Source organism: Leifsonia shinshuensis, assembly GCF_031456835.1.
Classification (GTDB): Bacteria; Actinomycetota; Actinomycetes; order Actinomycetales; family Microbacteriaceae; genus Leifsonia; species Leifsonia shinshuensis_C.
The window spans coordinates 247,829-271,623 of record NZ_JAVDVK010000001.1 but is presented as its reverse complement, the minus strand read 5'-3'; the positions used below and the strand labels follow the sequence as shown (position 1 = coordinate 271,623).

The window sequence follows — 23,795 nt, the reverse complement described above, 5'->3', positions numbered from 1 at the left end:
GATCGTCGGAGATCCGGCGCCGCTCGTCGGAGATCTGGCCATTTCGGCGCGAAATCTCCCTCCGCAGAGCGTTGCGTCGGAGATTCGGAGGGTGCTCTCCGACGATAGGCACCCCCGAGCGCAGCCCTGGCCTCAGGACACGTGCACTGCCGGCCGCCGCTTCACGTCCTTCTCCGCCTCGCGCAGCACCTCGCGCGTCACGGGCGCGACCTCGCCGACCCCCGTGATGAGGTACCGGAACATGTTCGAGATCGGGTTGCCTTCCGTCCACTCGAAGTAGATCGCCGGCACCACGCCCGTGATGTCGCGCATCTCGAGCAGCACCGCCGCGATCGTGTTCGGCACGTTGCCGCTCTTCACCTGCAGCACGCGGTAGCCGTGCTTGACCACGCCGTGCACCACCAGGTCCTCCTCGAAGTCGGAGGAGTCGGAGCGGAGCACTTCGAGGAAGATCGTGCGGGAGCGCTGCGGGATGTGGCTGAACTTGCGCTCGTCCTTGTTCTTCTGCGCGTACTCCGTGCCCGTGTCGACGTCGGGCTCGTGCGAGATGATGCGGATCTCGCCCTCCTCCGCATCCTCGAGGATGAAGTCCAGCGCGGTCACGTCGAAGGTCACCGAGGTCGCGCGCAACTGGAACGACCGCCCGACGCGCGACACGATCGACACCACCAGGATGCCGAGGATGAACAGCGTCGCGATCCGGAGGCCGTCCGGGCGCTCGATGATGTTGTCGATCGTCGTGTAGACGAAGATCGCCGTGATGACGCCGAACACGACGGTGCGCTTCGGCTGCCGCTTGCGGTACGCCGACAGCGTCACCGCGAGGGATGCGGACGTGATGAGCACCAGGACGCCGGTCGCGTACGCGCCGCCCTGCGCATCCACGCTCGCCTGGAAGATCAGCGTGATGAGGAACGCGATCGCCGTGAAGACCAGCACCAGCGGACGCACGGCCCGCGCCCACTGCGGAGCCATCCCGTACCGCGGCAGGTAGCGCGGCACCAGGTTCAGCAGACCGGCCATCGCGGAGGCGCCGGCGAACCACAGGATCAGGATGGTGCTGATGTCGTAGACCGTCCCGAACCCGTTGCCGAGGTACTCGTGCGCCAGGTACGCCAGCGCGCGGCCGTTGGCCGGTCCGCCGGGCTGGAAGTCCTTCTGCGGGATGAGCAGCGTCGTGGTGAAGCTCGACGTGATGAGGAAGACGCTCATGATGATCGCGGCCGTGGTGAGCAGCCGGCCGGCGCCGCGGATGCGCCCCTTCGGGTACGCCGGGTCGTCGTCCGGGCGGCCCGTGATCTGCGGCATGACGGCCACGCCGGTCTCGAAGCCGGAGAGGCCCAGGGCGAGCCGCGGGAACACGAGCAGCGCGACACCCACCACGATCAGCGGGTCGCCGTTCTGGCGGAACAGCGCGCTCCACCAGTCGTCGATCGCCGTCGGGTGCTGGAAGACCTCGACGATGGATGTGCCGACCACGACGACGTTCAGCGCCAGGTAGACCGCGACCAGCACCACCGCGATGCCGATCGCCTCCTTGAAGCCCTTCAGGAACACCGCGCCCAGGAGCGCCAGCAGGAAGAGGGTGATCAGGACGTTGTTGCCCTGGAACCAGCTCGGCGCGAACGGGTTCTCGACGGCGTGCGCGGAGGCGTCCGCGGCGGACAGCGTGATGGTGATCATGAAGTCCGTGGCGGCGAAGCCGAGCAGCACCAGCACGAGCAGCTTGCCCGCCCACCAGGGCAGCAGCCGCTCCAGCATGGCGATCGAGCCGGAGCCCTTGAAGCTCTCCCGCGCCACCCGGCGGTACACCGGGAGCGCGCCGAGCAGCGTCAGGGCGACGAGCACCAGCGTGGCGAAGGGCGACACCAGCCCGGCGGCGAGCGCCGCGATCGCGGGCTGGTAGCCGAGGGTCGAGAAGTAGTCCACACCGGTGAGGCACATGACCTGCCACCAGGGGTGCGTGCGGTCGGGGTTGCGGCCGTGGGGTCCCTGCTGGGTGCCGCGCTCGTCCACGAGGCCGGTGAGCAGCCAGTGTCGCACCCACCCGCCCTTCGCGGACTCGGGCACGGGCCGCGCCTGACCGGGCACGGGGATGGCGCTGCGTGGGGTGACGCGCGGAACCGGCGACGGCGCACCCGGCGCCTGCGCGGTCGGCGCCTGAGCATCCGGCACGGCTGACGCAGCCTCCGTACCCGCCGCCTCGGGCGGCGTCCGTCGTCGCGGAGTACCCGGCATCCGCGTCCCTCCGCTCACGTCCCCGTCGCCAGCGTAGCGGTCACCACGCCGAGGCACGGTAGTCCTTGAGGAACACCCCGTGAACGTCCTCACCCGCCTCGCCGCGGACGATCGGGTCGTAGACCCGGGCGGCGCCGTCGACCAGGTCGAGCGGCGCGTGGAAGCCCTCCTCGGCGAGCCGCACCTTGGTGTGGTGCGGGCGCTCGTCCGTGATCCATCCCGTGTCGACGCTGGTCATCAGGATGCCGTCGCTCTCGAACATCTCCCCCGCGCTGGTCCGCGTGAGCATGTTCAGCGCGGCCTTCGACATGTTGGTGTGCGGGTGACCCGGCCCCTTGTAGCGGCGGCCGAAGACACCCTCCATCGCGGACACGTTGACCACGTACGAGCGTCCGGCCGCCGCGAGCGAGGGTCGCAGCCGGTCGATCAGGATGAACGGCGCCGTCTGGTTGCACAGTTGCACCTCGAGCAGCTCCAGCGCGTCGATCGCGCCGATGGTCTGCGTCCAGCTGTTGACGTGCGCGACGTCGGGGACCAGCCCGCCGGCGTCGATCGCACTGCCGTCGGCGTGCCGGGCGAGCGACGACGAGCCGGCGCTCATCGCGGCGGTGGCCAGGTCGTCCGCGGTCAGCGCGGCGGGTCCGGCGAGCTCCGCGATGGTGCCGCGCACATCCGCCGCCGAGAGCAGCGGATGCGCCGCGACCGACCGCTCGAGGGCGAGAGGATGCGGGTCAGCGGTGTGACCGAACGTCTCCAGCTCGGGCAGCGGGCCGTCCGGCAGGGGCTGGGTCTCCGCGTCCGCGAGCAGCGAGTACGCGCCGGGCGAGCGGCGCACCGTCTGCGCGGCGTTGTTGATGAGGATGTCGAGGGGCCCGCGCTCCGCGACGGAGTCGGCGAGCGCGATCACCTGCGAGGGGTCGCGCAGGTCGATGCCGACGACGCGGAGCCGGTCGATCCACTGCCCGGCATCCGGCAGCTGCGAGAACCGCCGGACGGCGTCGCGCGGGAACCGCGTCGTGATGGTCAGGTGGGCGCCGTCGCGCAGCAGTCGCAGGGCGATGTGCATGCCGATCTTGGCGCGGCCGCCGGTCAGCAGGGCGCGCTTGCCGGTGAGGTCGGTGCGCGCGTTGCGCTTGAGGTGGCTGAACGCCGCGCAGGACGGGCACAGCTGGTGATAGAACCAGTCGACCTCGGTGTACTGCTGCTTGCAGATGTAGCAGGCGCGGGCCGTGAGGAGGGTGCCGGCGGTGCGGGAGCCGGTCGAGCTGGAGGTCAGCTCGCGGCCACGGGTCTCGTCGTCGATGCGGTCGGGAGCGCCCGTGGCGGTGGCCGCGATCACCGCCCGGTCGGCCTCGGCGACCTGTCGCCGCAGCTCCCGCTTGCGCGCCTGCTTGGACGCCTTGAACATGTGCGCGGTCGCCCGGCGCACGCTCACGTAGTCGGGATGCTCCTGGTCCAGTTCGTGCAACTGCTGCAGGACGCGGAGGGTGACGGCGAGATCGTCGGGGTCGAGGCCGGAGACGGCCGGGGTTTCGGGAGGCACCGGAGAATTCTACGTGGCACGATGAGCGCATGGATGCGCACCCCTTCTTCGAGACGACCGGCACGGTGTTCGAGTTCGTCGGGGTGGCCGCGATGGCGGTCGGCCTGATCGTGGCCGTCGCGCTGGCGCTCGTCGCCTGGGTGCGTCAGCGGAGCGGGACGGCGGCGTTCCGGACGCTGCGCGAGAGCTTCGGCGGCGTCATCCTGCTGGGCCTCGAGATCCTGGTCGCGGCGGACCTCGTGAAGACCGTCACGTCGACGCCGTCGCTGACCGACGCGTTCGTGCTCGGCATCATCGTGCTGATCCGCACCATCCTGAGCTTCTCGCTGCAGGTGGAGATCGACGGCGTCGCCCCGTGGCGGCGGGCGCTGGTCACCGGACCGCAGACGATCGCGCGGGCGGCGAAGAACGCGACCCGTTCACCGGACGGGACCGAGACGACCGGTCTCTAGGCCCGGTCGCCGTCGGCGGCACGGCGCGCGGCGCGCTCGGCGTCGCGCTGCTTGACCCGTGCGTTCTCGGCACGGACCGCCGCCTGCGTCGCGCGCTCGTCGACGAGCCACTGCGGCGGGTCCTCCAGCAGCGCCTTGATCTCGGCAGTGGTGAGCGCCTCCGTCACGCCGCCGCGGGCGAGGCCAGAGTTGGAGACGCCGAGCTTGCGCGCGACCACGTCGCGCGGGTGCGGGCCGTCTGCCCGGAGAGCGCGCAGCCACTCCGGCGGGTTCGCGGTCAGCTCGTCCAGTTCGGTGCGGCTGATCTCGCGATCGCGGAAGTCGTCGGGCGCCGCCGGCAGGTAGATGCCGAGCTTCTTGGCCGCTGTGGCCGCTTTCATGGTCTGCGCCTTCATGTCCCCCAGGCTACCGTTCGCTACCCTCGACTCGTGTCCTCCCGTTTCGCCATCGCCTTCCCGCTGGGTGTCGCCCCGGGCAAGTGGACGCGCACCTTCGAGCAGCGCTTCCCCGACGTGGAGCTGGTGGCGCGGCCGAACACCGACCCGCTGGCGGCCCTCGCGACCGGTGAGGCGGACATGGTCTTCGCGCGCGATGCGGAGCCGGACGACGAGCGGCACCTGATCCCGCTCTACGCGGAGGACGTCGTCGTGGTCCTGCACCACGAACACCTGCTCACGCTCGAGGAGGAGGAGCTGCACCTGGCCGACCTCGCGGACGAGCCGCGGGTCGAGGGCGAGCCGTCGGAGGCGCTGATGCGGAGCGTCGCCGCGGGCGACGGCGTCGCCCTGTTGCCCGCCTCGGTGGCGAAGGCGCTGCGGCGGCGTGACGTCGTCGCGCTCCGGGTCGCGGACGCCCCGCAGAGCCGCATCGGCCTGACCTGGCCCCGCGAGGGGCAGCATCCCCTGGTCGACGAGTTCATCGGCATCGTGCGCGGGCGCACCGCGCACAGCTCGCGCAATCCCGAGGTCGCGGCGCGCGAAGCCGCCGACAGCGGCCGCAAGGCGCCCGCGGCCCGCAAGGCGGCCGCCCGGGCGCCGAAGGCGACGCCCACGACGCGCAAGCGCCCGCGCCGCCGCTGACAAGCGGGCGCCCGGGAGCATGATGGGGACATGACCACGAGCGCCGGACGTGATGCCCAATCCGAGATCTACCGCGCCGGTGTCGCGGGACGGCGCCCACGCATCCCCGTCGGGTTCGCCCAGCTGGAGCGGGCGGCGCAGCGCCGGATGAGCCGCGCGGCGTTCGCCTACGTCGCCGGGTCCGCCGGACTGGAGCGCACCGCCGACGCCGACCTCGACGCGTTCCGGCGTCGCCGCATCGTGGCGCGGGTGCTGCGGGACGTGTCGTCGCGCGACCTCTCTGTGGACCTGTTCGGCGTGCGCCGTCCCACTCCCCTGCTCCTCGCTCCGATCGGCGTGCTGGAGCTCGCCCGTCGCGGCGGGGACGCCGCCGCGGCCCGTGCCGCCGCGCGCCTCGGGGTGCCGGCCATGCTGTCCACGCAGGCGTCGCAGCCGATGGAGGAGGTGGCGGCGGCGATGGATGCGGCGGCTCCCGGGGCGTCGCGCTGGTTCCAGCTGTACTGGAGCTCGTCGCGCGAGCTCGTCGCGAGCCTGGTCGAGCGGGCGGAGCGCGCCGGCTGCGAGGCGATCGTCGTCACCCTCGACACGCACGTGCTCGGCTGGCGGCCGCGCGACCTGGCGCTCGGCTACCTGCCGTTCAGCCGCGGTCTCGGCATCGCGCAGTACACGAGCGATCCGGTGTTCCAGGGGCTCGTCCGCGAGCGGGCCACGCGGAAGCGGACCAGCGATCGCCCCGGCGGTGGCCCGGCCACCACGCCGACGCCGGCGGCGCTCGCGTCTTTCGCGAGCATCCTGCGCCACCACCCGGGACCGCTGCGCGAGAAGCTGCGTTCGGGCGAGCCGCTCGCCGCGGTGGAGACCTTCCTTGACGTGTTCGCCGACCCGTCCCTGACCTGGGACGATCTCGCCTTCCTGCGCGAGCGCACCCGGCTGCCGATCGTGCTCAAGGGCGTGCTCCATCCGGACGACGCCCGGCGCGCGGTCGACGCCGGGGTGGATGCGGTGCAGGTCTCCACGCACGGCGGTCGGCAGATCGACGGGGAGGTCGGGGCGCTGGATGCGCTGCCCGGCGTGGTCGACGCCGTCGCCGGCCGCATCCCCGTGCTCTTCGACAGCGGCATCCGCGGCGGGTCGGATGCGCTGGTCGCCCTCGCCCTCGGCGCGAGGGCCGTGGCGATCGGGCGCCCGTACGTCTACGCGCTGGCGCTCGCGGGCGAGGAGGGCGTGCGCGAGCTGCTCCGCAACACGATCGCCGAGCTGGACATCACCCTCGGGCTGGCGGGCGTCCGCCGCGTCGCGGACCTCGACCCGTCGGTGCTCGCGCCCTCCGGGACCGGGACGTCCGTGCTCGCCGGCGGCCGCTGAGCGCCCGACGCTACGAGACGGCCGCTACCAGACGCCCGCTACGAGACGCCCGCTACGAGACGGCCGCTACGAGACCGACGCTCCGATCAGCGACAGCAGCGCCTGCGCGTAGGCGGTCGCCGCGTCGTCGTGCTCGAACATCCGCTCCTGGTCGCCGAAGAACACGGTCACGCGGTAGCCGTCCGGAGTGCGGGCCAGGTGCCGGAAGCTGCCGCCGAGCAGCTCGCGCAGCTGATCCTCGCGGGGGATCCACAGCGCGTCCTCGACGGCGAGCGAGTCCAGCGCCCACTCCGTGGTGCCGTTGAAGCCGAGGATCGTGCCGGTGTCGAAGTGGTGCGGTTCGATGGTCATCTCGCTGACCGTGAACCGTTCCCCCTCCATACCCGGGCGGTCGATGGCGAAGGTGTCCCCCGACGCCGGCTGCCAGCGCAGCCCCGCGGCCCGCAGCTGGCGGGCGATGTCCTCTGCGATCATGGATGCTCCTCTCGCCGGCCGGGTGCGCCGGCCGGACTTCAGTCGGTGACGACGACGACCTTGCCGCGCACGTGGCCGCCCTCCAGCCGCCCGAACGCTTCGACCGTCCGCTCGATCGGGTAGATGGAGTCGATGGGCAGCACGAGCTCGTTCTCGGCCAGCAGGTCGGCGAGTTCGGCCAGCTCGTCGTTGCCGGCGGAGTGCCCTCCGACGTTCTTCGCGCCGCGCGCGGCGGGCCCGAAGACGGCGATCGAGTTCACCCGCTCGATGGGCACCCCCAGCTCCAGCGCGGCGTCGATGGTGTCCGGTCCGTGGTTGTCGAGCACGGCCGTGACCCGGTCGTCGTCCAGAACGTCGCGCACACGGTCGGCGAGCCCCTCGCCGTAGGCGACCGGGATGACGCCGAGGGACTCCAGGAACTCGTGGTTCTCCTCGCTCGCCGTCCCGATGACGGTGGCGCCCGCGCGCACGGCCAGCTGCGCGGCCAGCACGCCGACGCCGCCCGCGGCGGCGCTGACCAGCACCGTGTCGCGTTCGTGCAGGTCGAGGGAGCGGACGCTCGCCATGGCCGTGCGTCCTGCGACGCCGAGCGACCCGGCGACCTCGAACGTGAGCGCGTCCGGCTTCAGGATCACCTGGCCGTCCTCCGGCACCACGACGAAGTCGGCGATCGCGGCGAACGGCGCGGTGCCCAGCACCGCCTGGCCCAGCTCGAACCGGGTGACGCCCTCGCCGAGCTCCTCGACGAAGCCGGAGAAGTCCGAGCCGATCCCGCTCGGCAGCGTGACGCCGCTCCGGGCGGCCGCCCGCTCATCGCGATACGCCTTGTAGTCCGACGGGTTCAGCCCGGCCGCCATCACGCGCACCAGGATCTGACCGGGGCCCGGCCACGGCCTCTCCCGCTCGACCACGTGCAGGTAGTCGCGGGAACCGAACTCCTCGAACTGGACGAAACGCGGCACGGACGGGCTCCTTCCCTCTGGTAGGAGGGAGCCTAGCCCCGACCGCCGCCGAAAGGCACGGAGTGCACCGGACGCTCAGCCGACCGGAAGCGGCGGCGGGCCGACCGGAAGCAGCGCTCAGCCGAAGAGCAGCGCCGCCTCCTCGTAGCGCGCGTCCGGAACGGTCTTGAGCCCGCCGGTCGCGTCGGCGATCGAGACGTTGACGACGTCCGTGCCGCGCAGCGACACCATCGAGCCCCAGCGGCCCTCGTATACCGCATCCACCGCCGCCATGCCGAGGCGGGTCGCGAGCACGCGGTCGTAGGCGCTGGGGACGCCGCCGCGCTGCATGTGGCCGAGGACGGTCGCGCGCGACTCGATGCCGGTGCGCTCCTCGATCATCGGGGCGAGCATCTCGCCGATGCCGCCGAGGCGGGGACGGTTGAACGCGTCGAGTCCCTTGTGGGAGTGCGCCTCCTCCATCGTGTCGAGGTGGAAGCCCTCGGACACGACGATGACCGGGGCGCGTCCGCGGTCGCGGACCGACTCCACCCACTCGCAGATCTGCTCGATCGACTGAGGCTGCTCCGGGATGAGGATGGCGTGCGCGCCGCCCGCCATGCCCGAGTGCAGGGCGATCCAGCCGACGTGGCGGCCCATGACCTCCACGACCATGCAGCGCTGGTGCGACTCGGCGGTCGTGCGGAGGCGGTCGATCGCCTCCGTGGCGATCTCCACGGCGGTGTCGAAGCCGAACGAGTAGTCGGTCGCCGCCAGGTCGTTGTCGATGGTCTTCGGGACGCCGACGATCTTGAGGCCGGCGTCGGTGAGACGGCGTGCAGCGGTCAGCGTGCCCTCGCCGCCGATGGCGATGATGGCGTCGATGCCGTTCTCATCCATCATCCGCTGGATGTTCTCCGGGCCGCCCTTCTCGCCTTCGAACGGGTTGGTGCGGCTGGAGCCGAGGATGGTGCCGCCCTGGCGGGACAGCCCGCGGACGCTGTGGCGGTCGAGCGGCATGATGTCACCCTCGACCACTCCGCGCCAGCCGTAGCGGAAACCGGCGAACTCGGAGTGGTGGACGCGATCGCCCTTCAGGACCGCGCCCCGGATGACCGCGTTCAGTCCCGGGCAGTCGCCGCCGCTGGTGAGGATGCCGATCTTCATGCTGCTCCGTTTCTCGTGCGTGCTTGAATCATGCCCGCCCCGACCGGGCTGCACAAAATCGCACTGGACGAGAAGCCGCGTGCAGTGGTAGGCGGATCAGAGCCCGAGCGCCCGCTGCAGCTTCGACGAGCTGGCGGACGGACGCGCTCCGGCGGCGAGCAGCCGCTCCTCGATCTCGTCGAGCAGGGCCGTGCGGCGCTCGCGCGTGTCCGGCGCCCCGGCGAGGAGCTCCACCTCCCACTCGCGCCACTCCTGCGTGCCGCCCGAGCGCAGGTTCTCGCTGCGCACGTGGTCGTCGGTCAGCTCGGCGAGCTCGAAACCGGCCGCATCCTGCAGCAGCACGCTGTCGCGCTGGTTGGTGACCCGGGCGATCGGCTGGAGGGGCCGGTCGCCGATCAGGTCGCGCAGCTGCTCCCGCAGTTCGGCGGGCGGCTCGTCGCCGTCGGTCAGCGGCCAGTGGAGCTCGGTGCGGCCCTCGTCCGCCGGCAGCTTGACGTGCCACCCGGCGTCGTGGCCGCCGCGGCGCACGCGCACGGCTGTGCGGTGCTGGGCCAGGGTCAGGTCGGCCGTGTCGAAGTACGTGGCGACCAGCTCGTGCCGCTCGGGCTCGCCCTGGACGGCGACCGCGCCCACGCCGACGAGCTGGGGGTGCTGCGCCTCAGCGTCGACGTCGTACTTCCGCTCGATCTCGACCTGGGAGTGATGGGGCATATCCCCTGTCTAGCCCAGAATTCCCCTGTCGCGAAATTACAAGATGGGCGGCCTGCGCCCGGTCTACGGTGAACGCATGACAGCTGAGACCATCATCGCCCGCTTCGACGTGACCGGATGGGAGCCCGCGGACCTCCCGGGACTGGGACTCGGCGGCGACCCGGGCGACTGGCTCGGAGCCGTCGTCATGCGCAAGACCTACACCGAGGGACTCGTCGGCGAGTCGGTCGCGCATTTCATCTCGTCGGGCACCGAGGAGGGCGGCCGCGGCTACCTCGCCGCGGAGCGGATCAGCGGACGCCTCGACGACGGGAGGACCGGCTCGGTGACCGTCCACCACGGCGCGCTGCAGCATCCCTCGGACGCGTCGGCGTTCGGCTACATCGTGCCGGGGACGGGCACCGGGGACTTCGTGGCGTTCAGCGGGCGCGCCCGCATCGAGCACGACGAGCGCGGCCCGTTCTTCGTGTTCGAGGTCGACGGAGACCGGCCTTCCTGACCGGCCCCAGCGGCGGTACCCTCAGGGCATGAGCGACCCCAGAGGTGACGAGGACCTCGACGATTTCCGCGAGGCGCAGGAGACCGACTACGAGCCGGAGCCGGTGGTGCACGACCCGGAGGACCTGCCCGTGGTCGACGACGAGGACGATGAGCTGCTTCCGGACGACGACCGGCCGGTTCCGCTCGACCCGGACGACGCCGAGATCGCCTGAGCGGCGACGCCGACGGCGACCGCCGGCGGTGACCGCGACGGGCGGCCTCAGCCCAGCGCGTCCTCCAGCAGGGTGATCAACGCGTCCAGCTGCACCGAGTCCGCCGAGCCGAGTTCGACGTCGCTGCCGTCGAGGGCCCGCGCCGCGAGTCCCTGCTTGGCGTCGATCAGCTCGGCGATCTTCGCGTCGATGGTCTGCGCGGCGATGATCCGCCACGCGGTGACCGGCTCCTCCTGACCGATGCGGTGCACCCGGTCGATCGCCTGGGTCTGCTCGGCCGCCGTCCACGACAGCTCTGCGAGCACGACGTTGGATGCGGCCTGCAGGTTGAGTCCGACGCCCGCCGCGGTCAGCGAGCACACCGCGACCGCCACGTCGGGATCGTTGTTGAAGGCGTCGATCTCCTTCTGGCGGGCGAGGGCGGACTGGTCGCCGCGGATCGAGATGGTCTTCAGATCCCGGGCTGCGAACGCCTCCTCAGCAGCATCCATCACGTCGATGTGCTTCGCGAAAAAGACGACCTTGCCGACCGAGCGCGCCAGCTGCGCGGTGTAGTCGGACGCGAGCCCGGCCTTGGCCTGACCGATCTTGCGGACCATCGTGAACACGTTGTCGCCGGTCTTCGACGACTTCGCCTCCTCGAGCTCCGACTGGGCGACCAGGCGGATGAGGTGGCGGCGGTGCGCCTCGTCGTCCCCGTCGAAGGAGTCGGGACGACCGGCCGCTGCGGCTCGGTGGTAGCGGGCGACGAGGCGGGCGGCGAGCTCCTTCTCGGCCTGACGGACGGAGCGGCCCAGCTCGTCGTCGAGTTCGACCGGCAGGTCGACGACACGGCGGCTGGGCAGGTCTGCGGCGACGTCGATCTTGCGGCGGCGCACGATGCCCATGTCGATGACCGCCTCGCGGGCGGCCGCGTAGAAGCCGAAGTCGGCCGGGGTGAGCCCCGTCTCCTCCAGGTGCTCCATCAGCTGCGCGGTCGGCTTGTTGCCGTCGATCCAGCCGAGGAACTGCCAGATCGCCTTGAAGTCGTCGATGTCGTTGATCAGCGGCGTACCGGTGAGCGCGATCATCAGCGGGTCGGGCGTGGCCTGACGGATGGCGTCCGCCAGTCCGAGCACGAGCCGCGACCGCTGCGAGTGCAGGTTCTTGATGAAGTGCGCCTCGTCGACGACCATCCCCTTGAAGCCGAGGGTGCTCAGCCAGGAGAGGTGACGGTCCAGCACCTCGTAGTTGACGATCACGACGTCGGCGAAGGCGTCGAGGCCCTCCCCGTCGCCGTGGATGACGGTCGCCCGGCGCATCGGCGTCCATCGCTCGACCTCGCGCGCCCAGTTCATCTTGACGACGTTGGGCACGACGGCCAGCAGCGGATACGCGCCGGCGACGGAGGCGGCGAGCACCGACTGCGCGGTCTTGCCGAGGCCCGGCTCGTCGGCGAGCAGGAAGCTGCGGTGCCCCAGCCGGACGCTCTCGATGAAGCGCGACTGGTGGTGCATCAGCTCCATATCGTGCGGCGAGTAGCGGTCGATCAACGGTGCGGGAGGGAGGTCCATGCTGGCCGCCTGGCCGCCCGCGCCGTACTCGAACGACTTGAACAGCGGACCGAGCAGCTCCCACGAGTCGAGGCGGCGCCGCGGAGTGGGAGCCGACGGCGTCAGCCGCGAGAGGTCGGGGGCGAGGAACGGGTTGGAGAGCTGGCGCGCCTTCACCGACGGAGGCACGACCTGCTTCTCGGCGAGCTCCGGCGGGATGACGCTGTCCTGCTTGGCGACGGGACGCTCGATCGTGATGATGAGGTCGTCCGGCGACAGCTCCGTGCCCGACTCGAGCAGCCAGTCCCGGCGCATCTTCTGGGCGGTGGCGCTCGACGGCGACTCGCTCTCGAGCAGCGAGATGAGCGACGTGTCTCGCGCGGCCGTCTTGGCCAGGATGGTCGCGATGCCGTCGAGGCGCTTCAGCTGCTCGGCGCGGGCGGCGTCGCTCAGGTCGGGGTCGGACTTCGCCCGCGCGCGCTCCTCGCGCATGAGGAAGGCGATGACCTGGAACTTGGTGCGGTTCGTCGGGCCGAGCTTCTTGCCGTCGGCGGCCTTCGCCTCCACCTCGCGCACCTTGCGCGCGAGCACGGGGATCAGCCCGTCGTTGTTGGCGTGCCGGTTCTTCCGCTGCTGCGGCCTGGTCGGGCTGGTGCGCTGACCGGAACGAGACATGGTCCTCCAGAGGAGGCGTCGCGCGCTGTCGGAGGACGCGACGCCGTGTGGTCGTGAGGCCGGCGGGGGCGGGAGGACCGGTACCGAGTGGACCGGGCTCACGCGGGTGACGCCGGGAGCGCGGCACGAGATGGCCGCGCAGCACCCATTCTACCGGGTGTGGAGCCGTTCAGCGACGAGTGTCGGCGGGGATCTTGATCGTGACCGCCGCGGCGACGAACAGCACGACGCCGGCGAACGACAGACCCTGCACCACCGCGTCGCTCAGCGGCAGCGGCCAGACCGGGTTCCAGACGACGGCGACGGGGATGAGGCCGGCCAGCCACCACCACTGCTTGGCCTGCCCGGCGAACACGCACAGGATGAGCGCGAGGATGCTGACCGCGTACCGCACGTAGAGGTACCACTCGCCGCCGACCAGTGCGAGGCCGGCCAGCAGCACGATCGCCCCGAGGAGCCCGGGCGCCAGCGCGGCGCGGTTGAAGGCGGGCTGCTGCGGCGTGTGTGGTCTCGACACGAAGGACCACTCTACGTGGTGCGCCCGCCCGGTACGCTTCGCCGGCCGACGCCGGGAGCCGTCGAAATCAGTGCTTGCCAGGCTCACGCTCGGCGGGTTTGACTGTGCGCGTCGAAACGCGTCGAGTGCGGAGCCGATCCATCCGCCCCTCGGCGCGGCGCACCCCTGGGGAGGGTCGATGACGAGAACGGACCACGCACCGCAGCAGGCGGCCGCGCCCGCGGTCAAGCTCACGATGCTCACGATGACCGGGATGGTCGTCGGGTCGATGGTGGGAGCCGGGGTGTTCTCGCTCCCCCGCCGGTTCGCGCAGGAGACGGGCGTCGCCGGGTCGCTGATCGCCTGGTCGATCGCCGGCGTCGGGATGCTCATGCTGGCGTTCGTCTTCCAGATGCTGGCGAACCGGAAACCGGAGCTCGACGCCGGCGTCTACGCCTACGCGAAGGCCGGTTTCGGGCAGTTCCTGGGCTTCTTCTCGGCGATCGGGTACTGGGCCAGCGCCGGGATGGGGCTGGTGTTCTACTGGGTCTTCATCATGTCGACCATCGGCGCGGTGCTTCCGGCGCTGGGCGACGGCGACAGTCTCCTCGCCATCGGGATCTCATCGCTCGGGCTGTGGGGTTTCTTCTTCCTGATCCGCCGCGGCATCAAAGAGGCCGCCGTCATCAACCGCATCGTGACCGTGGCCAAACTCGTGCCGATCGTGGTCTTCATCCTGCTCTGCCTGTTCGTGCTCAAGCCGCAGGTGTTCGCCGAGAACTGGGCGGGGGCCGACTACGCGGGCTCCCTGTTCGATCAGGTCACCGGCACGATGCTGGTGACCGTGTTCGTCTTCCTCGGCGTCGAGGGGGCGAGCGTGTACTCCCGTCACGCGAAACGCCGCGCCGACGTCGGCAGGGCCACCATCCTCGGCTTCGTCAGCGTCTTCGCGATCTTCGCGTCGGTCACCATCGTGTCGTACGGAATCCTGCCCATGGGCGAGATCGCGCAGCTGCGGCAGCCCTCGATGGCCGGCGTCCTCGCCGCCGCCGTCGGGCCGTGGGGCGCCTGGTTCGTGAGCGTCGGGCTGGTGGTCTCCGTGCTCGGCGCCTACCTCGCCTGGTCGCTGATGGCGGCGGAGGTGCTGTTCGTCGCCGCAAAGGACGACGACATGCCGCGCTTCCTGGCGCGCTCCAACAGCGCCGACGTCCCCGTGCCCGCTCTGCTGATGACGGCGATCTTCGTGCAGGTCATCCTGGTGATCACCTACTTCTCCCACGATGCGTTCAACCTGGCGCTCGACCTGACCAGCGCTCTGACGCTCATCCCGTTCTTCCTGGTGGCGTGCTACGCCATGAAGCTCGTCATCACGAAGGAGTCGTACGAGGACGCGCCGCGCGGCCGCGGCCGGGAGACCGCCATCGCGATCCTGGCGACGATCTACACGGCCTACCTGATCTTCGCCGCAGGCGTCACCTTCGTGCTGCTCTCGTTCATCATCTACGCGCCCGCGACGATCCTGTTCGTCATGGCCCGTCGCGAGCAGGGGCGGCGCGTCTTCTCCGGCCGTGAGCTGGTCATCCTCGCGGTCGCCCTGATCGGGGCGGTCACCGGGATCGTGGCGCTGGCCGCCGGCTGGATCACCCTCTGACCGTCTCACCAAGGAGGAACCATGACGGATACGTCCACGATGCCGCGCTACGGCGTCCACTCGGAAGTCGGGCAGCTGCGGAAGGTGCTCGTCTGCTCGCCCGGTCTCGCCCATCGCCGGCTGACCCCGAGCAACGCCGACGATCTCCTGTTCGACGACGTGATGTGGGTGGACAAGGCGATCGAAGACCATGCCGCGTTCGTCGCCGACCTCCGGGCGAACGACGTCGAGGTTGTGGAGTTGCACGGCCTCCTCGCCGAGACGATGGCCGATCCCGAGGCGAAGTCGTGGCTGCTCGACCGCAAGATCGTCGCGGGCGAGGTCGGCCTCGGCCTGATCGAGGGCACCCGCGCGTACCTCGACGCCCTGCCGCCGGCCGAGCTCGCCGGGTACCTCATCGGCGGCCTCGCCACGTCGGACCTACCCGAGGACCACCGCACCGGCTATGTAGCGCTCGCGCGCGAATCCACCGGCGTCCGCGAGTACCTCATGCCTCCCCTGCCGAACACCCTCTACACCCGGGACACGACGTGCTGGATCTACGGCGGCGTCACCCTCAACCCGCTGTACTGGCCGGCGCGCCACGACGAGACCCTCCTCATGAAAGCCGTCTACCGCTTCCACCCCGACTTCCGCGACGCCACCGTCTGGTGGGGCGACCCGGAGACCGACTGGGCGCAGGCGACCCTGGAGGGCGGAGACGTCATGCCGGTCGGCAACGGCGTGGTGCTCATCGGGATGAGCGAGCGGACCTCACGGCACGCGATCACGCAGGCAGCGGCCGCCTTGTTCGCCCAGGGCGCCGCTACGCAGGTGATCGTGGCCGGGATGCCCAAGCTGCGTGCGGCGATGCACCTGGACACGGTGTTCACCTTCGCCGATCGCGACATCGTCACGCTCTATCCGGCGATCATGGATGCCGTCCACACCTTCACACTCGTGCCCGAGGACGCGGCGCCCGGACTCAGCGTCATCGACCACGGGAGCCGCGCGTTCGTCGACGTGGTCGCGGAAGCGCTCGGACTGCCCCGGCTCCACGTCGTCGAGACGGCCGGCGACAACTACGAGTCCGAACGCCAGCAGTGGGACAGCGGCAACAACGCGGTCGCCCTGCGCCCCGGTGTGGTCTACGCCTACGACAGGAACACCGCGACGAACGCCCTCCTCCGCAAGGCGGGCGTCGAGGTCATCCCGATCGCGGGAGCCGAGCTCGGCCGCGGTCGCGGGGGCGGGCACTGCATGACCTGCCCGATCATCCGGGACCCTGTCGAGTTCTGAACGGCCCGGGCGGCGCCTCGCGGGACCACGCCAGACGTGGTGCGCCCGCCCGGTGACGGAGACCTCACTCTCCGGCCGGACGGGCGACGTGGTGGTGCAGGGTGCTGTGTGGGTGGTGGGGAGGCTGTGGGTTACAGCGCTCCCCGGCGGAGCAGGAACGCGCACGGCGGCGCGTCGGCGCCGACACGCACGGTGACGGCGGAATCGCGGGCGAGCTCGAGGAAAGGCTCGAGCTCGAGTCGGGTCATGGGGACTCGGCGGAGTTCGGCGTCGGACGCGATCCCGTTCACCGCGAACGCGACGTCGGGTACGTCGTAGGGTTCGTCGGCGAGGTCGAGGAACACGATGGGCGACGCGTCGTCCTGGTCGAGCGGGAACACGGAGAGGATCGCCTCGGCGGCGGCCTCTGTCGTGACGTCGTCACCCAGGTGGATGACGGGTGCGGTGATCTGATCTTCCGGGTAGCCGCTGCCCACGAGGGTCAGCGTCTCGCCATCTCTCATGGCGTCGAGCGCGCTCAGGAGCGCGCCGGACAGCAGCGGGCTGAGGTTCTTCAGCAAAGTCGGGCCTTTCCTGTTAAACGAATATTTCTCAACCCCTCCCTGGAGGATAGACCCAGCGGTATGTCCACCCCTACCCCCCCATTAGGGGGGAGTACTGTTGACGCACCCCGCCGAGCGGCGGCCACGGTGCACAGAGACCAGCGGCAGCTACCCCCTCGGGGTATGCGCCCAGCGGGCCTATCCTGGGGAGGTGATCGCAGACATCAAGAAGCGCGCGCTGCATCGGACGCGCATCCTGGAGGGCCAGCTCCGGGGACTCGAGAAGATGATCGAGAACGAGGACTACTGCGTCGACATCCTCACCCAGTCCCTCGCCATCCAGAAGTCGCTCGGCTCGCTCAACAAGCTGCTGGTCGAGAACCACCTGAAGACCCACGTCTCCGAGATGTTCGAGGAGGGCGGGAGCGCACGCGACGACGCGATCGCCGAGCTGCTCAAGGTGTACGAGCTCTCGAACAACCGGGGCTGAGGCCGATCGTGACCGGAGAAGAACTGATCACCATCGTCCGCGGCGACATCACCGACGAGCGGGTCGATGCGATCGTGAACGCGGCCAACTCCTCCCTGCTCGGCGGCGGAGGGGTCGACGGCGCCATCCACCGACGCGGTGGACCGGCGATCCTCGAGGCGACGCGCGAGCTGCGGGCGACGACACTGCCCGACGGGCTCCCCACCGGCCAGGCCGTCGCCACGACCGCCGGCGACCTGCCCGCGACCTGGGTCATCCATACGGTCGGTCCGGTGTGGTCGGCGAGCGAGGACCGCACGCCGCTCCTGCAGAACGCCTACCGCTCGTCGGTGCGCGTCGCGCGCGAGCTGGGCGCGCGGACGATGGCGTTCCCCGCGATCTCGGCCGGCGTGTACGGCTGGCCGCTCGAGGACGCCGCCCGGATCGCCGTCAGCACGGTGCGCGCCGTGCTCTCGTCGGGTGTCGGGTCGGTCGAGCACGTGCGCTTCGTGCTGTTCAACGACGACGCGCTGGCCGCGTTCCGCGCGGCGGCCGGCGAATGACGGCCGAGGTGACGGACGGAGCGCCCGACCGGGTGGCCGACCGGCCCGAGGAGGCGCTGGAGCGGTTCCGGGCGCTGGTGCGCATCCCCACGATGTCCCGGAACGCCGTCGAGGAGACCGACTGGGAGGCGTTCGAGCGCTTCATCGACGCCCTGCCCCGGCTCTACCCGGCGCTCCACTCGGCGCTCGAGCGGGAGCGTCACGGGCACTCGCTGCTCTACCGCTGGCGCGGGCGCGCCGACGGCGCCCCGAGCGTCCTGATGGCCCACTACGACGTGGTACCGGCGACCGACGAGGGATGGACGCATCCACCGTTCGAGGCCGCCGTCACCGGCGCCGGCGAGGAGCGACTGCTGTGGGGCCGCGGAGCGATCGACGACAAGGGGGCGCTGGTCGCCATCCTCGAGGCGGTCGAGCGGCTGGTCGTGAGCGGCTTCCAGCCCGAGAACGACGTCTACCTGAGCTTCGGCCACGACGAGGAGACCGTCGGGTCCGGCGCCCGGGCGATCGCGGAGCTGCTGCGGGAGCGCGGCATCCGCCCGGCGCTCGTGCTGGACGAGGGCGGAGCGGTGGTCGAGCGCATCTTCCCCGGCGTCAGCGCGCCCATCGCGGTGGTCGGCGTCAGCGAGAAGGGCATCACGAGCGTCCGGCTGGTCGTGGAGCAGGACGGCGGCCACGCCTCCACTCCCCCGCGGATGACCGCGACGGTCCGCCTGGCGCGCGCCATCACGCGCATCGCGGGGCGCCCGTTCCCCGCGCGGCTCAGCGAGACGAACCTGCGGATGGTGGAGACGCTGGGCGCCCACGCCAGCGGCCCGCTGCGCGCGGTGTTCACCCGGGCCCGGCGGCTGCGGCCGCTGCTCGTCGCCGTCTTCGGTCGGCTCAGCGACGAGACGCGCGCGATCGTGCGCACCACGACGGCCGTGACGCAGCTGCGCGGCAGCCTCGCGGCGAACGCGCTGCCCGAGACGGCGGAGGCGATCGTCAACACCCGCATCGCCGTCGGTTCGTCGGTCGCCGAGACGCTGGACCACCTGCGCCGGGCGATCCGCGACGACGCCGTGCGGGTCGAGGCGCTCGACGCCAGCGAGCCGTCGCCCGTCTCGCCGTGCGAGGGACCGCAGTGGGAGCGGCTGGCCGCATCCATCCGGTCCGTGCATCCGCGGGCCGTCGTGACGCCGTACGTCATGCTCGGAGCGAGCGACAGCCGCCACTTCACCGGGATCTGCGAGGCGGTGTACCGGTTCACCCCGTTCGAGCTGAGCGCCGGCGAGCGGGCCGCGCTGCACGCGCGCGACGAGCGCATCCACGTCGCCACCTGGCTGCGCGGCATCGACGTCTACGCGCACCTCCTCCGCCACTCCTGACCCGCCCCCGGTCTCCGGTCTCCCCGGGTCTTCGCCCTCCGTCGAGTACACGAAAAGTGCACGCTCCAGCGGCGCGTCGCGTGCACTTTTCGTGTACTCGACGGTGGCCGGAGGGGGCTAGGCGGCGCCGCCGAGGTCGGGGAGGGTGATCGCGCGGCTGTTCGGGGGGAGCTCGCGGATGCGCTCGAGAGCGGGAGCCAGCTCGCCGGCCCAGGCGCGGTAGCCCTCGGCGTTCAGGTGCAGGCGGTCCTCGGTGTAGACCGGGTTCAGTTCGCCGTCTTCCAGCGCCAGCGCGGGCCAGAGGTCGAGCCAGCCGGCGTGCGCGCTCGGCGCGAACTGCCACAGGTGGCGGTTGATGTCGCGGATCTGGTCGGCGAACTCGCGCCCGCGCGGCATCACCGACTGGGCCAGGATGCGCGTGTCGGGCAGCTCCTTGCGAAGCGTCACCAGCATGGTCTCGATGTTCCGCACGACGTGCTCGACGGACCGGCGCCAGGCCAGGTCGTTGGTGCCAATGAGGAGGGCGATCGTGGCGGGCCGCGCATCCATCACGTCGCCGAGGCGTGCGATGACGTCGTCGGTGGTGTCGCCCGCCATGCCGAAGTTGCGGACGGACTCGCCGGGGAGGAGCGCATCCCAGTCGCCGTTCTGCGTCAGGCTGTCTCCGACGAGGGCCAGGTCACCGCGCTCCGGTCTCCACTCGTCCGCCATCCTCAGCCTCCCTCGTCACCCCCATCCTCCCCCACAACCGCACGGAGGGGAAGGAACGGGGCGAGCAGCCGCAGCTGCGGGAAGCGCGCGAGCTACCGTCGGAGAAGTGGTCTGGGATCTCCGACGCAGCGCTCTGCGTAAGGATTTCGCGGGCGGATTCGCTTGAACCTCCGACGCACCGTCGCGAATCTCCGACGTTCGTCTCGGTGCCGAAGGGTGCAGGGGCGCCGCCACCCGGTGCTTCCGTCGGAAAAGTGGTCTCGAATCTCCGACACAGCGCTCTGCGTAAGGACTTTCCGGCCGGAATCGCTCGGATCTCCGACGTACGGTCGCGGATCTCCGACGGAAGCGGGCGGCGGGCGGAGCAGCGCGCCTACAGCAGCGACTTCGTGTGCCAGACCGTCTTCGTCTCGGTGAAGAACGCGATGCGGTCGAGCGAGGGCGCCGCGGCGTCCGGTCCGTTCTCGGGGGTGAGCACGCGCTTGAGCGTCTCCGCCGCCGCGATCTGCAGGTCCACCCAGTCGAGGTCGCCCGCGCCGACCAGGTCGAGCGCGTTGACGTCGGCGTGGGAGGCGAGCCACGGCGCGATCTCCGCCGGCGAGCCGGTGAGGATGTTGACCACACCGCCCGGGACGTCGCTCGTCGCGAGCACCTCGCTGAGGCTGATCGCCGAGAGCGGGAACCGCTCGCTCGCGATCACGACGACCGTGTTGCCCGCGACCAGCGCCGGCGCCACGGCGCTGACGAAGCCGAGCAGGCTCGAGTCCTGCGGCGCCACGATGGCGACGACCCCGGTCGGCTCGGGCACCGAGATGTTGAAGTACGGCCCGGCGACGGGGTTGGCGTTGCCCGCGACCTGCGCGAACTTGTCCGCCCATCCCGCGTACCAGACCCAGCGGTCGATCGCCTCGTCCACCTGCGCCGTGGCGGCCGACGCCGAGACGCCCTCCGCCTTCTGGATCTCGTCGACGAACTGCGCCCGGCGGCCTTCCAGCAGCTCGGCGATGCGGTACAGCACCTGCCCGCGGTTGTACGCCGTGGCGCCGGACCAGCCGGACACCGCCGCGCGGGCGGCGACGACCGCATCCCGCGCATCCTTGCGGGACGCCTTGGCGGCGTTCGCGAGGAAGGCGCCCTTCGACGAGACGACCTCGTAGGTGCGGCCGGACTCGCTGCGCGGGAACTTCCCGCCGATGTAGAGCTTGTAGGTCTTGGGGACGGCCAGGCGGCTCATTTGGTGACTCCCTTGCGGGCCGGGCGGACGGAGGGGATGCGCGACGTGAGCGAGCCGGCGGCGGGCACGGAACGGCCGGGCACGAGGTAGGCGCCCAGGCCGTGGCGGCCGCCCTCGCGGCCGTAGCCGGACTCCTTGTAGCCGCCGAACGGGCTGGCCGGGTCGAAGCGGTTGAAGGTGTTCGCCCAGACGACGCCCGCGCGGAGCTTGTCGGCGACGGCGAGGATGCGGCTGCCCTTGTCCGACCAGATGCCGGCCGACAGACCGTAGGGCGTGTTGTTCGCCTTGGCGATGGCCTCGGCGGGCGTGCGGAACGTCAGCACCGAGAGCACCGGGCCGAACACCTCCTCGCGGGCGATGCGGTGGCTGGTCGAGACGTTGTCGAAGATCGTCGGCGCGAACCAGAACCCGTTCTCCGGGATGGCGCAGTCGGCGGTCCAGCGCTCGGCTCCCTCCGCCTCGCCGATGTCGGAGAGCTCGCGGATGCGCTGCAGCTGCTCGCCGCTGTTGATCGCGCCGATGTCCGTGTTCTTGTCGAGCGGGTCGCCCAGGCGGAGCGTCGACAGGCGGCGCTTGAGCCGGTCGACGACCTCGTCGTGGATGCTCTCCTGCACCAGCAGACGGCTGCCCGCGCAGCAGACGTGTCCCTGGTTGAAGAAGATGCCGTTGACGATCCCTTCGATCGCCTGGTCGATGGGCGCGTCGTCGAAGACGATGTTCGCCGCCTTGCCGCCGAGCTCCAGCGTGAGCTTCTTCTGGGTTCCGGCGACGCTGCGCGCGATCTCGCGACCGACCGCGGTCGAGCCGGTGAAGGCGACCTTGTTCACGTCCGGGTGCGCGACCAGCTCGCGGCCGGTCTCCCCCGCGCCGGTGACGATGTTGACGACACCGGCGGGCAGGTCGGCCTGCTGCACGATCTCGGCGAACAGCAGCGCGGTGAGCGGAGTGGTCTCGGCCGGCTTCAGGACGACCGTGTTGCCCGCGGCGAGCGCCGGCGCGATCTTCCACGCGAGCATGAGCAGCGGGAAGTTCCACGGAATCACCTGCGCGGCGACGCCGAGCGCGCGGGGCGCGGGGCCGAGGCCGGCGTGCTCGAGCTTGTCCGCCCATCCCGCGTAGTAGAAGAACCAGGCGGCGACGAGCGGGACATCCACATCCCGGCTCTCCTTGATCGGCTTGCCGTTGTCGAGGCTCTCGGCGACGGCCAGCTCGCGCGACCGCTCCTGGATGAGGCGCGCGATGCGGAACAGGTACTTGCCGCGGTCGGAGCCGCTCATCCGCGACCAGACGCGGTCGTAGGCGCGGCGGGCCGCCGCGACGGCGGTGTCGACGTCGGAGGCGTCGGCGGTCGCGATGGTCGCCAGCCGCTCCTCCGTCGCCGGGGAGATGGTCTGGAACGGCGTGCCGTGCCCGGCGACGAACTCGCCGTCGATGAACAGCCCGTACTCGTCGCGCAGGTTCAGGATCGACCGCGACTCGGGAGCCGGGGCGTATTCGAGGAAACTCATGGTGTCAGCTCTCTGTCTGTCAGGCTCGGGGTCGTTCAGTCGATCGTCACGTAGTCGGCGCCGGAGTAGTGGCCGGTGGCCAGCTTCTGCCGCTGCAGCAGCACGTCGTTGAGGAGGCTGGACGCGCCGAACCGGAACAGGTGCGGCTGCAGCCAGTGCTCGCCGACCGTCTCGGCGACGGTGACCAGGTACTTGATGGCGTCCTTGGAGGAGCGGATGCCGCCGGCGGGCTTCACACCGATCTCCTCGCCCGTCAGCCGGTGCCAGTCGCGCACGACCTCCAGCATCAGCAGCGTCACCGGCAGCGTGGCCGCGGGCGACACCTTGCCGGTGGAGGTCTTGATGAAGTCGCCGCCGGCCAGGATGCTCAGCCAGGATGCCCGGCGCACGTTGTCGTACGTGTTCAGCTCGCCGGTCTCCAGGATCACCTTCAGGTGCGCGTAGGTGCCGTCTTCGCGGCGGCACGCCTCCTTGACGGCGACGATCTCGTCGAACACCTGCCCGTAGCGGCCGGACAGGAAGGCGCCGCGGTCGATGACCATGTCGATCTCGTCCGCGCCGGCGGCCACGGCGTCCGCCGTGTCGGCGAGCTTGACCTTGAGGGATGCGCGTCCGCTCGGGAACGCGGTCGCGACAGCCGCGACGTTGATGCCGCCATCGCCTCCGGCGCGACGCACGGCACCGGCGTGGGCGGCGCCCAGCGCCTCGACCGCGTACGGGACCATGTCGCCGTACACGCACACCGCGGCGGGCCGCGGGGTCGACGGGTCGGACGCATCCGGCACCAGTGCCTTCGCCACCAGCGAGCGCACCTTGCCGGGCGTATCCGCGCCCTCGAGCGTCGTCAGGTCGATCAGCTCGATGACGGTGTCGAGCGCCCACTTCTTGCTGGTCGTCTTGATGGAGCGGGTGCCGAGGCCGGCGGCGCGCTGCTCCAGGCCCACCGCATCCACACCCGGGATGCCGCCCAGGTAGCGGCGGAGGGAGCCCTCCGTCAGGTCGCCGCCGAGCACCTCGACGGCCCGGGCCGCGGGCGCGAGGGTGCGCACGGGCGGCGTTGTCTCGATGGTCACGTGTTCCTCCATG

At 71.1% G+C, this 23,795-nt stretch carries 24 protein-coding genes; 10 read left to right on the top strand and 14 right to left on the bottom strand.

What is annotated here, in order from left to right:
• Positions 1-132 precede the first annotated feature (132 nt).
• Both J2W45_RS01420 and J2W45_RS01415 read right to left on the bottom strand, forming a co-directional pair.
• Positions 133-1,944: an APC family permease gene (locus tag J2W45_RS01420; RefSeq protein WP_310134855.1), complete on the bottom strand. Its 1,812-nt coding sequence runs from the start codon at positions 1,942-1,944 to the stop codon at positions 133-135.
• Between the two features lie 334 nt (positions 1,945-2,278).
• Positions 2,279-3,781 (bottom strand): SDR family NAD(P)-dependent oxidoreductase, encoded by a 1,503-nt coding sequence (locus J2W45_RS01415; RefSeq protein ID WP_310128389.1) that lies wholly within the window; start codon positions 3,779-3,781, stop codon positions 2,279-2,281.
• 29 nt (positions 3,782-3,810) lie between these two features.
• On the opposite strand from J2W45_RS01415, the gene J2W45_RS01410 reads away from it, so the two are divergent.
• Complete coding sequence (locus J2W45_RS01410; RefSeq protein WP_310128387.1) at positions 3,811-4,233, top strand: DUF1622 domain-containing protein; 423 nt, start codon at positions 3,811-3,813, stop codon at positions 4,231-4,233.
• Here J2W45_RS01410 and J2W45_RS01405 read toward each other — a convergent pair.
• On the bottom strand, positions 4,230-4,628 hold the full coding sequence (locus J2W45_RS01405; RefSeq protein ID WP_310128386.1) for a DUF5997 family protein: 399 nt from the start codon (positions 4,626-4,628) through the stop codon (positions 4,230-4,232). The two genes, J2W45_RS01410 and J2W45_RS01405, sit on opposite strands and share 4 nt — an antisense overlap.
• A 33-nt stretch (positions 4,629-4,661) precedes the next feature.
• Between J2W45_RS01405 and J2W45_RS01400 the strand changes: the two genes are divergently transcribed.
• Positions 4,662-5,312 carry a LysR family transcriptional regulator substrate-binding protein gene (locus tag J2W45_RS01400; protein WP_310128384.1) on the top strand — a complete coding sequence of 217 codons (651 nt, stop codon included), beginning with the start codon at positions 4,662-4,664 and terminating at the stop codon, positions 5,310-5,312.
• Between the two features lie 30 nt (positions 5,313-5,342).
• The gene (locus tag J2W45_RS01395) at positions 5,343-6,677 is read left to right on the top strand and encodes an alpha-hydroxy-acid oxidizing protein (protein WP_310128382.1); all 1,335 of its coding nucleotides are present in this window, start codon (positions 5,343-5,345) and stop codon (positions 6,675-6,677) included.
• 66 nt (positions 6,678-6,743) lie between these two features.
• Here the strand turns inward: J2W45_RS01395 and J2W45_RS01390 are convergent, their stop codons facing one another.
• The 4 genes from J2W45_RS01390 to J2W45_RS01375 all read right to left on the bottom strand — a co-directional run bounded on the left by J2W45_RS01390 (position 6,744) and on the right by J2W45_RS01375 (position 9,970).
• Complete coding sequence (locus J2W45_RS01390; RefSeq protein ID WP_310128380.1) at positions 6,744-7,151, bottom strand: cupin domain-containing protein; 408 nt, start codon at positions 7,149-7,151, stop codon at positions 6,744-6,746.
• A 38-nt stretch (positions 7,152-7,189) separates the two neighbouring features.
• Positions 7,190-8,113 carry an NADP-dependent oxidoreductase gene (locus tag J2W45_RS01385; protein ID WP_310128378.1) on the bottom strand — a complete coding sequence of 308 codons (924 nt, stop codon included), beginning with the start codon at positions 8,111-8,113 and terminating at the stop codon, positions 7,190-7,192.
• Between the two features lie 117 nt (positions 8,114-8,230).
• A complete protein-coding gene (locus tag J2W45_RS01380) occupies positions 8,231-9,259 on the bottom strand; it encodes a 6-phosphofructokinase (protein WP_310128375.1) in 1,029 nt (342 codons plus the stop codon).
• 96 nt (positions 9,260-9,355) lie between these two features.
• Positions 9,356-9,970 (bottom strand): CYTH domain-containing protein, encoded by a 615-nt coding sequence (locus J2W45_RS01375; RefSeq protein WP_310128373.1) that lies wholly within the window; start codon positions 9,968-9,970, stop codon positions 9,356-9,358.
• Positions 9,971-10,046: 76 nt separating this feature from the next.
• On the opposite strand from J2W45_RS01375, the gene J2W45_RS01370 reads away from it, so the two are divergent.
• Both J2W45_RS01370 and J2W45_RS01365 read left to right on the top strand, forming a co-directional pair.
• Positions 10,047-10,469, top strand: a complete 423-nt coding sequence (locus tag J2W45_RS01370) for a DUF3224 domain-containing protein (protein ID WP_310128371.1) — start codon at positions 10,047-10,049, stop codon at positions 10,467-10,469.
• Between the two features lie 28 nt (positions 10,470-10,497).
• Positions 10,498-10,683 carry a hypothetical protein gene (locus tag J2W45_RS01365; protein WP_310128370.1) on the top strand — a complete coding sequence of 62 codons (186 nt, stop codon included), beginning with the start codon at positions 10,498-10,500 and terminating at the stop codon, positions 10,681-10,683.
• A gap of 47 nt (positions 10,684-10,730) precedes the next feature.
• Here J2W45_RS01365 and J2W45_RS01360 read toward each other — a convergent pair whose 3' ends face one another.
• Both J2W45_RS01360 and J2W45_RS01355 read right to left on the bottom strand, forming a co-directional pair.
• On the bottom strand, positions 10,731-12,890 hold the full coding sequence (locus J2W45_RS01360) for a DEAD/DEAH box helicase (RefSeq protein WP_310128369.1): 2,160 nt from the start codon (positions 12,888-12,890) through the stop codon (positions 10,731-10,733).
• 169 nt (positions 12,891-13,059) lie between these two features.
• Entirely contained in the window at positions 13,060-13,407 is a 348-nt protein-coding gene (locus J2W45_RS01355) for a DUF6804 family protein (RefSeq protein WP_310128367.1), read from the bottom strand.
• A gap of 178 nt (positions 13,408-13,585) precedes the next feature.
• On the opposite strand from J2W45_RS01355, the gene J2W45_RS01350 reads away from it, so the two are divergent.
• Complete coding sequence (locus J2W45_RS01350; RefSeq protein ID WP_310128364.1) at positions 13,586-15,037, top strand: basic amino acid/polyamine antiporter; 1,452 nt, start codon at positions 13,586-13,588, stop codon at positions 15,035-15,037.
• Between the two features lie 21 nt (positions 15,038-15,058).
• Positions 15,059-16,315 carry an arginine deiminase gene (locus J2W45_RS01345; protein ID WP_310128363.1) on the top strand — a complete coding sequence of 419 codons (1,257 nt, stop codon included), beginning with the start codon at positions 15,059-15,061 and terminating at the stop codon, positions 16,313-16,315.
• Positions 16,316-16,446: 131 nt separating this feature from the next.
• Here the strand turns inward: J2W45_RS01345 and J2W45_RS01340 are convergent, their stop codons facing one another.
• Complete coding sequence (locus J2W45_RS01340) at positions 16,447-16,875, bottom strand: RbsD/FucU domain-containing protein (RefSeq protein WP_310128362.1); 429 nt, start codon at positions 16,873-16,875, stop codon at positions 16,447-16,449.
• Positions 16,876-17,068: 193 nt separating this feature from the next.
• Between J2W45_RS01340 and J2W45_RS01335 the strand changes: the two genes are divergently transcribed.
• Genes J2W45_RS01335 through J2W45_RS01325 form a run of 3 tightly spaced genes read left to right on the top strand, consistent with a single transcriptional unit; the run spans position 17,069 to position 19,256 of the window.
• Positions 17,069-17,347: a metal-sensitive transcriptional regulator gene (locus J2W45_RS01335; RefSeq protein ID WP_310134853.1), complete on the top strand. Its 279-nt coding sequence runs from the start codon at positions 17,069-17,071 to the stop codon at positions 17,345-17,347.
• A gap of 8 nt (positions 17,348-17,355) precedes the next feature.
• Positions 17,356-17,889, top strand: a complete 534-nt coding sequence (locus J2W45_RS01330; RefSeq protein ID WP_396427049.1) for an O-acetyl-ADP-ribose deacetylase — start codon at positions 17,356-17,358, stop codon at positions 17,887-17,889.
• Complete coding sequence (locus J2W45_RS01325) at positions 17,886-19,256, top strand: M20/M25/M40 family metallo-hydrolase (protein ID WP_396427048.1); 1,371 nt, start codon at positions 17,886-17,888, stop codon at positions 19,254-19,256. The genes J2W45_RS01330 and J2W45_RS01325 overlap by 4 nt, the downstream gene beginning before the upstream one ends.
• 117 nt (positions 19,257-19,373) lie before the next feature.
• On the opposite strand, the gene J2W45_RS01320 is transcribed toward J2W45_RS01325, so the two are convergent.
• From J2W45_RS01320 to deoC, 4 genes are all read right to left on the bottom strand, one after another.
• Positions 19,374-19,967: an SGNH/GDSL hydrolase family protein gene (locus tag J2W45_RS01320; RefSeq protein WP_310128358.1), complete on the bottom strand. Its 594-nt coding sequence runs from the start codon at positions 19,965-19,967 to the stop codon at positions 19,374-19,376.
• A 373-nt stretch (positions 19,968-20,340) separates the two neighbouring features.
• On the bottom strand, positions 20,341-21,201 hold the full coding sequence (locus J2W45_RS01315) for an aldehyde dehydrogenase family protein (protein ID WP_310128356.1): 861 nt from the start codon (positions 21,199-21,201) through the stop codon (positions 20,341-20,343).
• A complete protein-coding gene (locus J2W45_RS01310) occupies positions 21,198-22,709 on the bottom strand; it encodes an aldehyde dehydrogenase family protein (RefSeq protein ID WP_310128354.1) in 1,512 nt (503 codons plus the stop codon). The genes J2W45_RS01315 and J2W45_RS01310 overlap by 4 nt, the downstream gene beginning before the upstream one ends.
• A gap of 35 nt (positions 22,710-22,744) precedes the next feature.
• Complete coding sequence (deoC, locus tag J2W45_RS01305) at positions 22,745-23,794, bottom strand: deoxyribose-phosphate aldolase (protein WP_310128352.1); 1,050 nt, start codon at positions 23,792-23,794, stop codon at positions 22,745-22,747.
• Position 23,795 lies beyond the last annotated feature (1 nt).

Excerpts from the sequence above, each read along its gene's own strand:
- J2W45_RS01345 (WP_310128363.1), top strand. The coding sequence starts at position 15,059 with ATGACGGATACGTCCACGATGCCGCGCTACGGCGTCCACTCGGAAGTC.
- J2W45_RS01310 (WP_310128354.1), bottom strand. The coding sequence starts at position 22,709 with ATGAGTTTCCTCGAATACGCCCCGGCTCCCGAGTCGCGGTCGATCCTG.
- J2W45_RS01420 (WP_310134855.1), bottom strand. The coding sequence starts at position 1,944 with ATGTGCCTCACCGGTGTGGACTACTTCTCGACCCTCGGCTACCAGCCC.
- J2W45_RS01380 (WP_310128375.1), bottom strand. The coding sequence starts at position 9,259 with ATGAAGATCGGCATCCTCACCAGCGGCGGCGACTGCCCGGGACTGAAC.
- J2W45_RS01325 (WP_396427048.1), top strand. The coding sequence starts at position 17,886 with ATGACGGCCGAGGTGACGGACGGAGCGCCCGACCGGGTGGCCGACCGG.
- J2W45_RS01375 (WP_310128373.1), bottom strand. The coding sequence starts at position 9,970 with ATGCCCCATCACTCCCAGGTCGAGATCGAGCGGAAGTACGACGTCGAC.
- J2W45_RS01365 (WP_310128370.1), top strand. The coding sequence starts at position 10,498 with ATGAGCGACCCCAGAGGTGACGAGGACCTCGACGATTTCCGCGAGGCG.
- J2W45_RS01320 (WP_310128358.1), bottom strand. The coding sequence starts at position 19,967 with ATGGCGGACGAGTGGAGACCGGAGCGCGGTGACCTGGCCCTCGTCGGA.
- J2W45_RS01350 (WP_310128364.1), top strand. The coding sequence starts at position 13,586 with ATGACGAGAACGGACCACGCACCGCAGCAGGCGGCCGCGCCCGCGGTC.
- J2W45_RS01405 (WP_310128386.1), bottom strand. The coding sequence starts at position 4,628 with ATGAAGGCGCAGACCATGAAAGCGGCCACAGCGGCCAAGAAGCTCGGC.
- J2W45_RS01360 (WP_310128369.1), bottom strand. The coding sequence starts at position 12,890 with ATGTCTCGTTCCGGTCAGCGCACCAGCCCGACCAGGCCGCAGCAGCGG.
- deoC (WP_310128352.1), bottom strand. The coding sequence starts at position 23,794 with ATGGAGGAACACGTGACCATCGAGACAACGCCGCCCGTGCGCACCCTC.
- J2W45_RS01315 (WP_310128356.1), bottom strand. The coding sequence starts at position 21,201 with ATGAGCCGCCTGGCCGTCCCCAAGACCTACAAGCTCTACATCGGCGGG.
- J2W45_RS01390 (WP_310128380.1), bottom strand. The coding sequence starts at position 7,151 with ATGATCGCAGAGGACATCGCCCGCCAGCTGCGGGCCGCGGGGCTGCGC.
- J2W45_RS01395 (WP_310128382.1), top strand. The coding sequence starts at position 5,343 with ATGACCACGAGCGCCGGACGTGATGCCCAATCCGAGATCTACCGCGCC.
- J2W45_RS01410 (WP_310128387.1), top strand. The coding sequence starts at position 3,811 with ATGGATGCGCACCCCTTCTTCGAGACGACCGGCACGGTGTTCGAGTTC.
- J2W45_RS01370 (WP_310128371.1), top strand. The coding sequence starts at position 10,047 with ATGACAGCTGAGACCATCATCGCCCGCTTCGACGTGACCGGATGGGAG.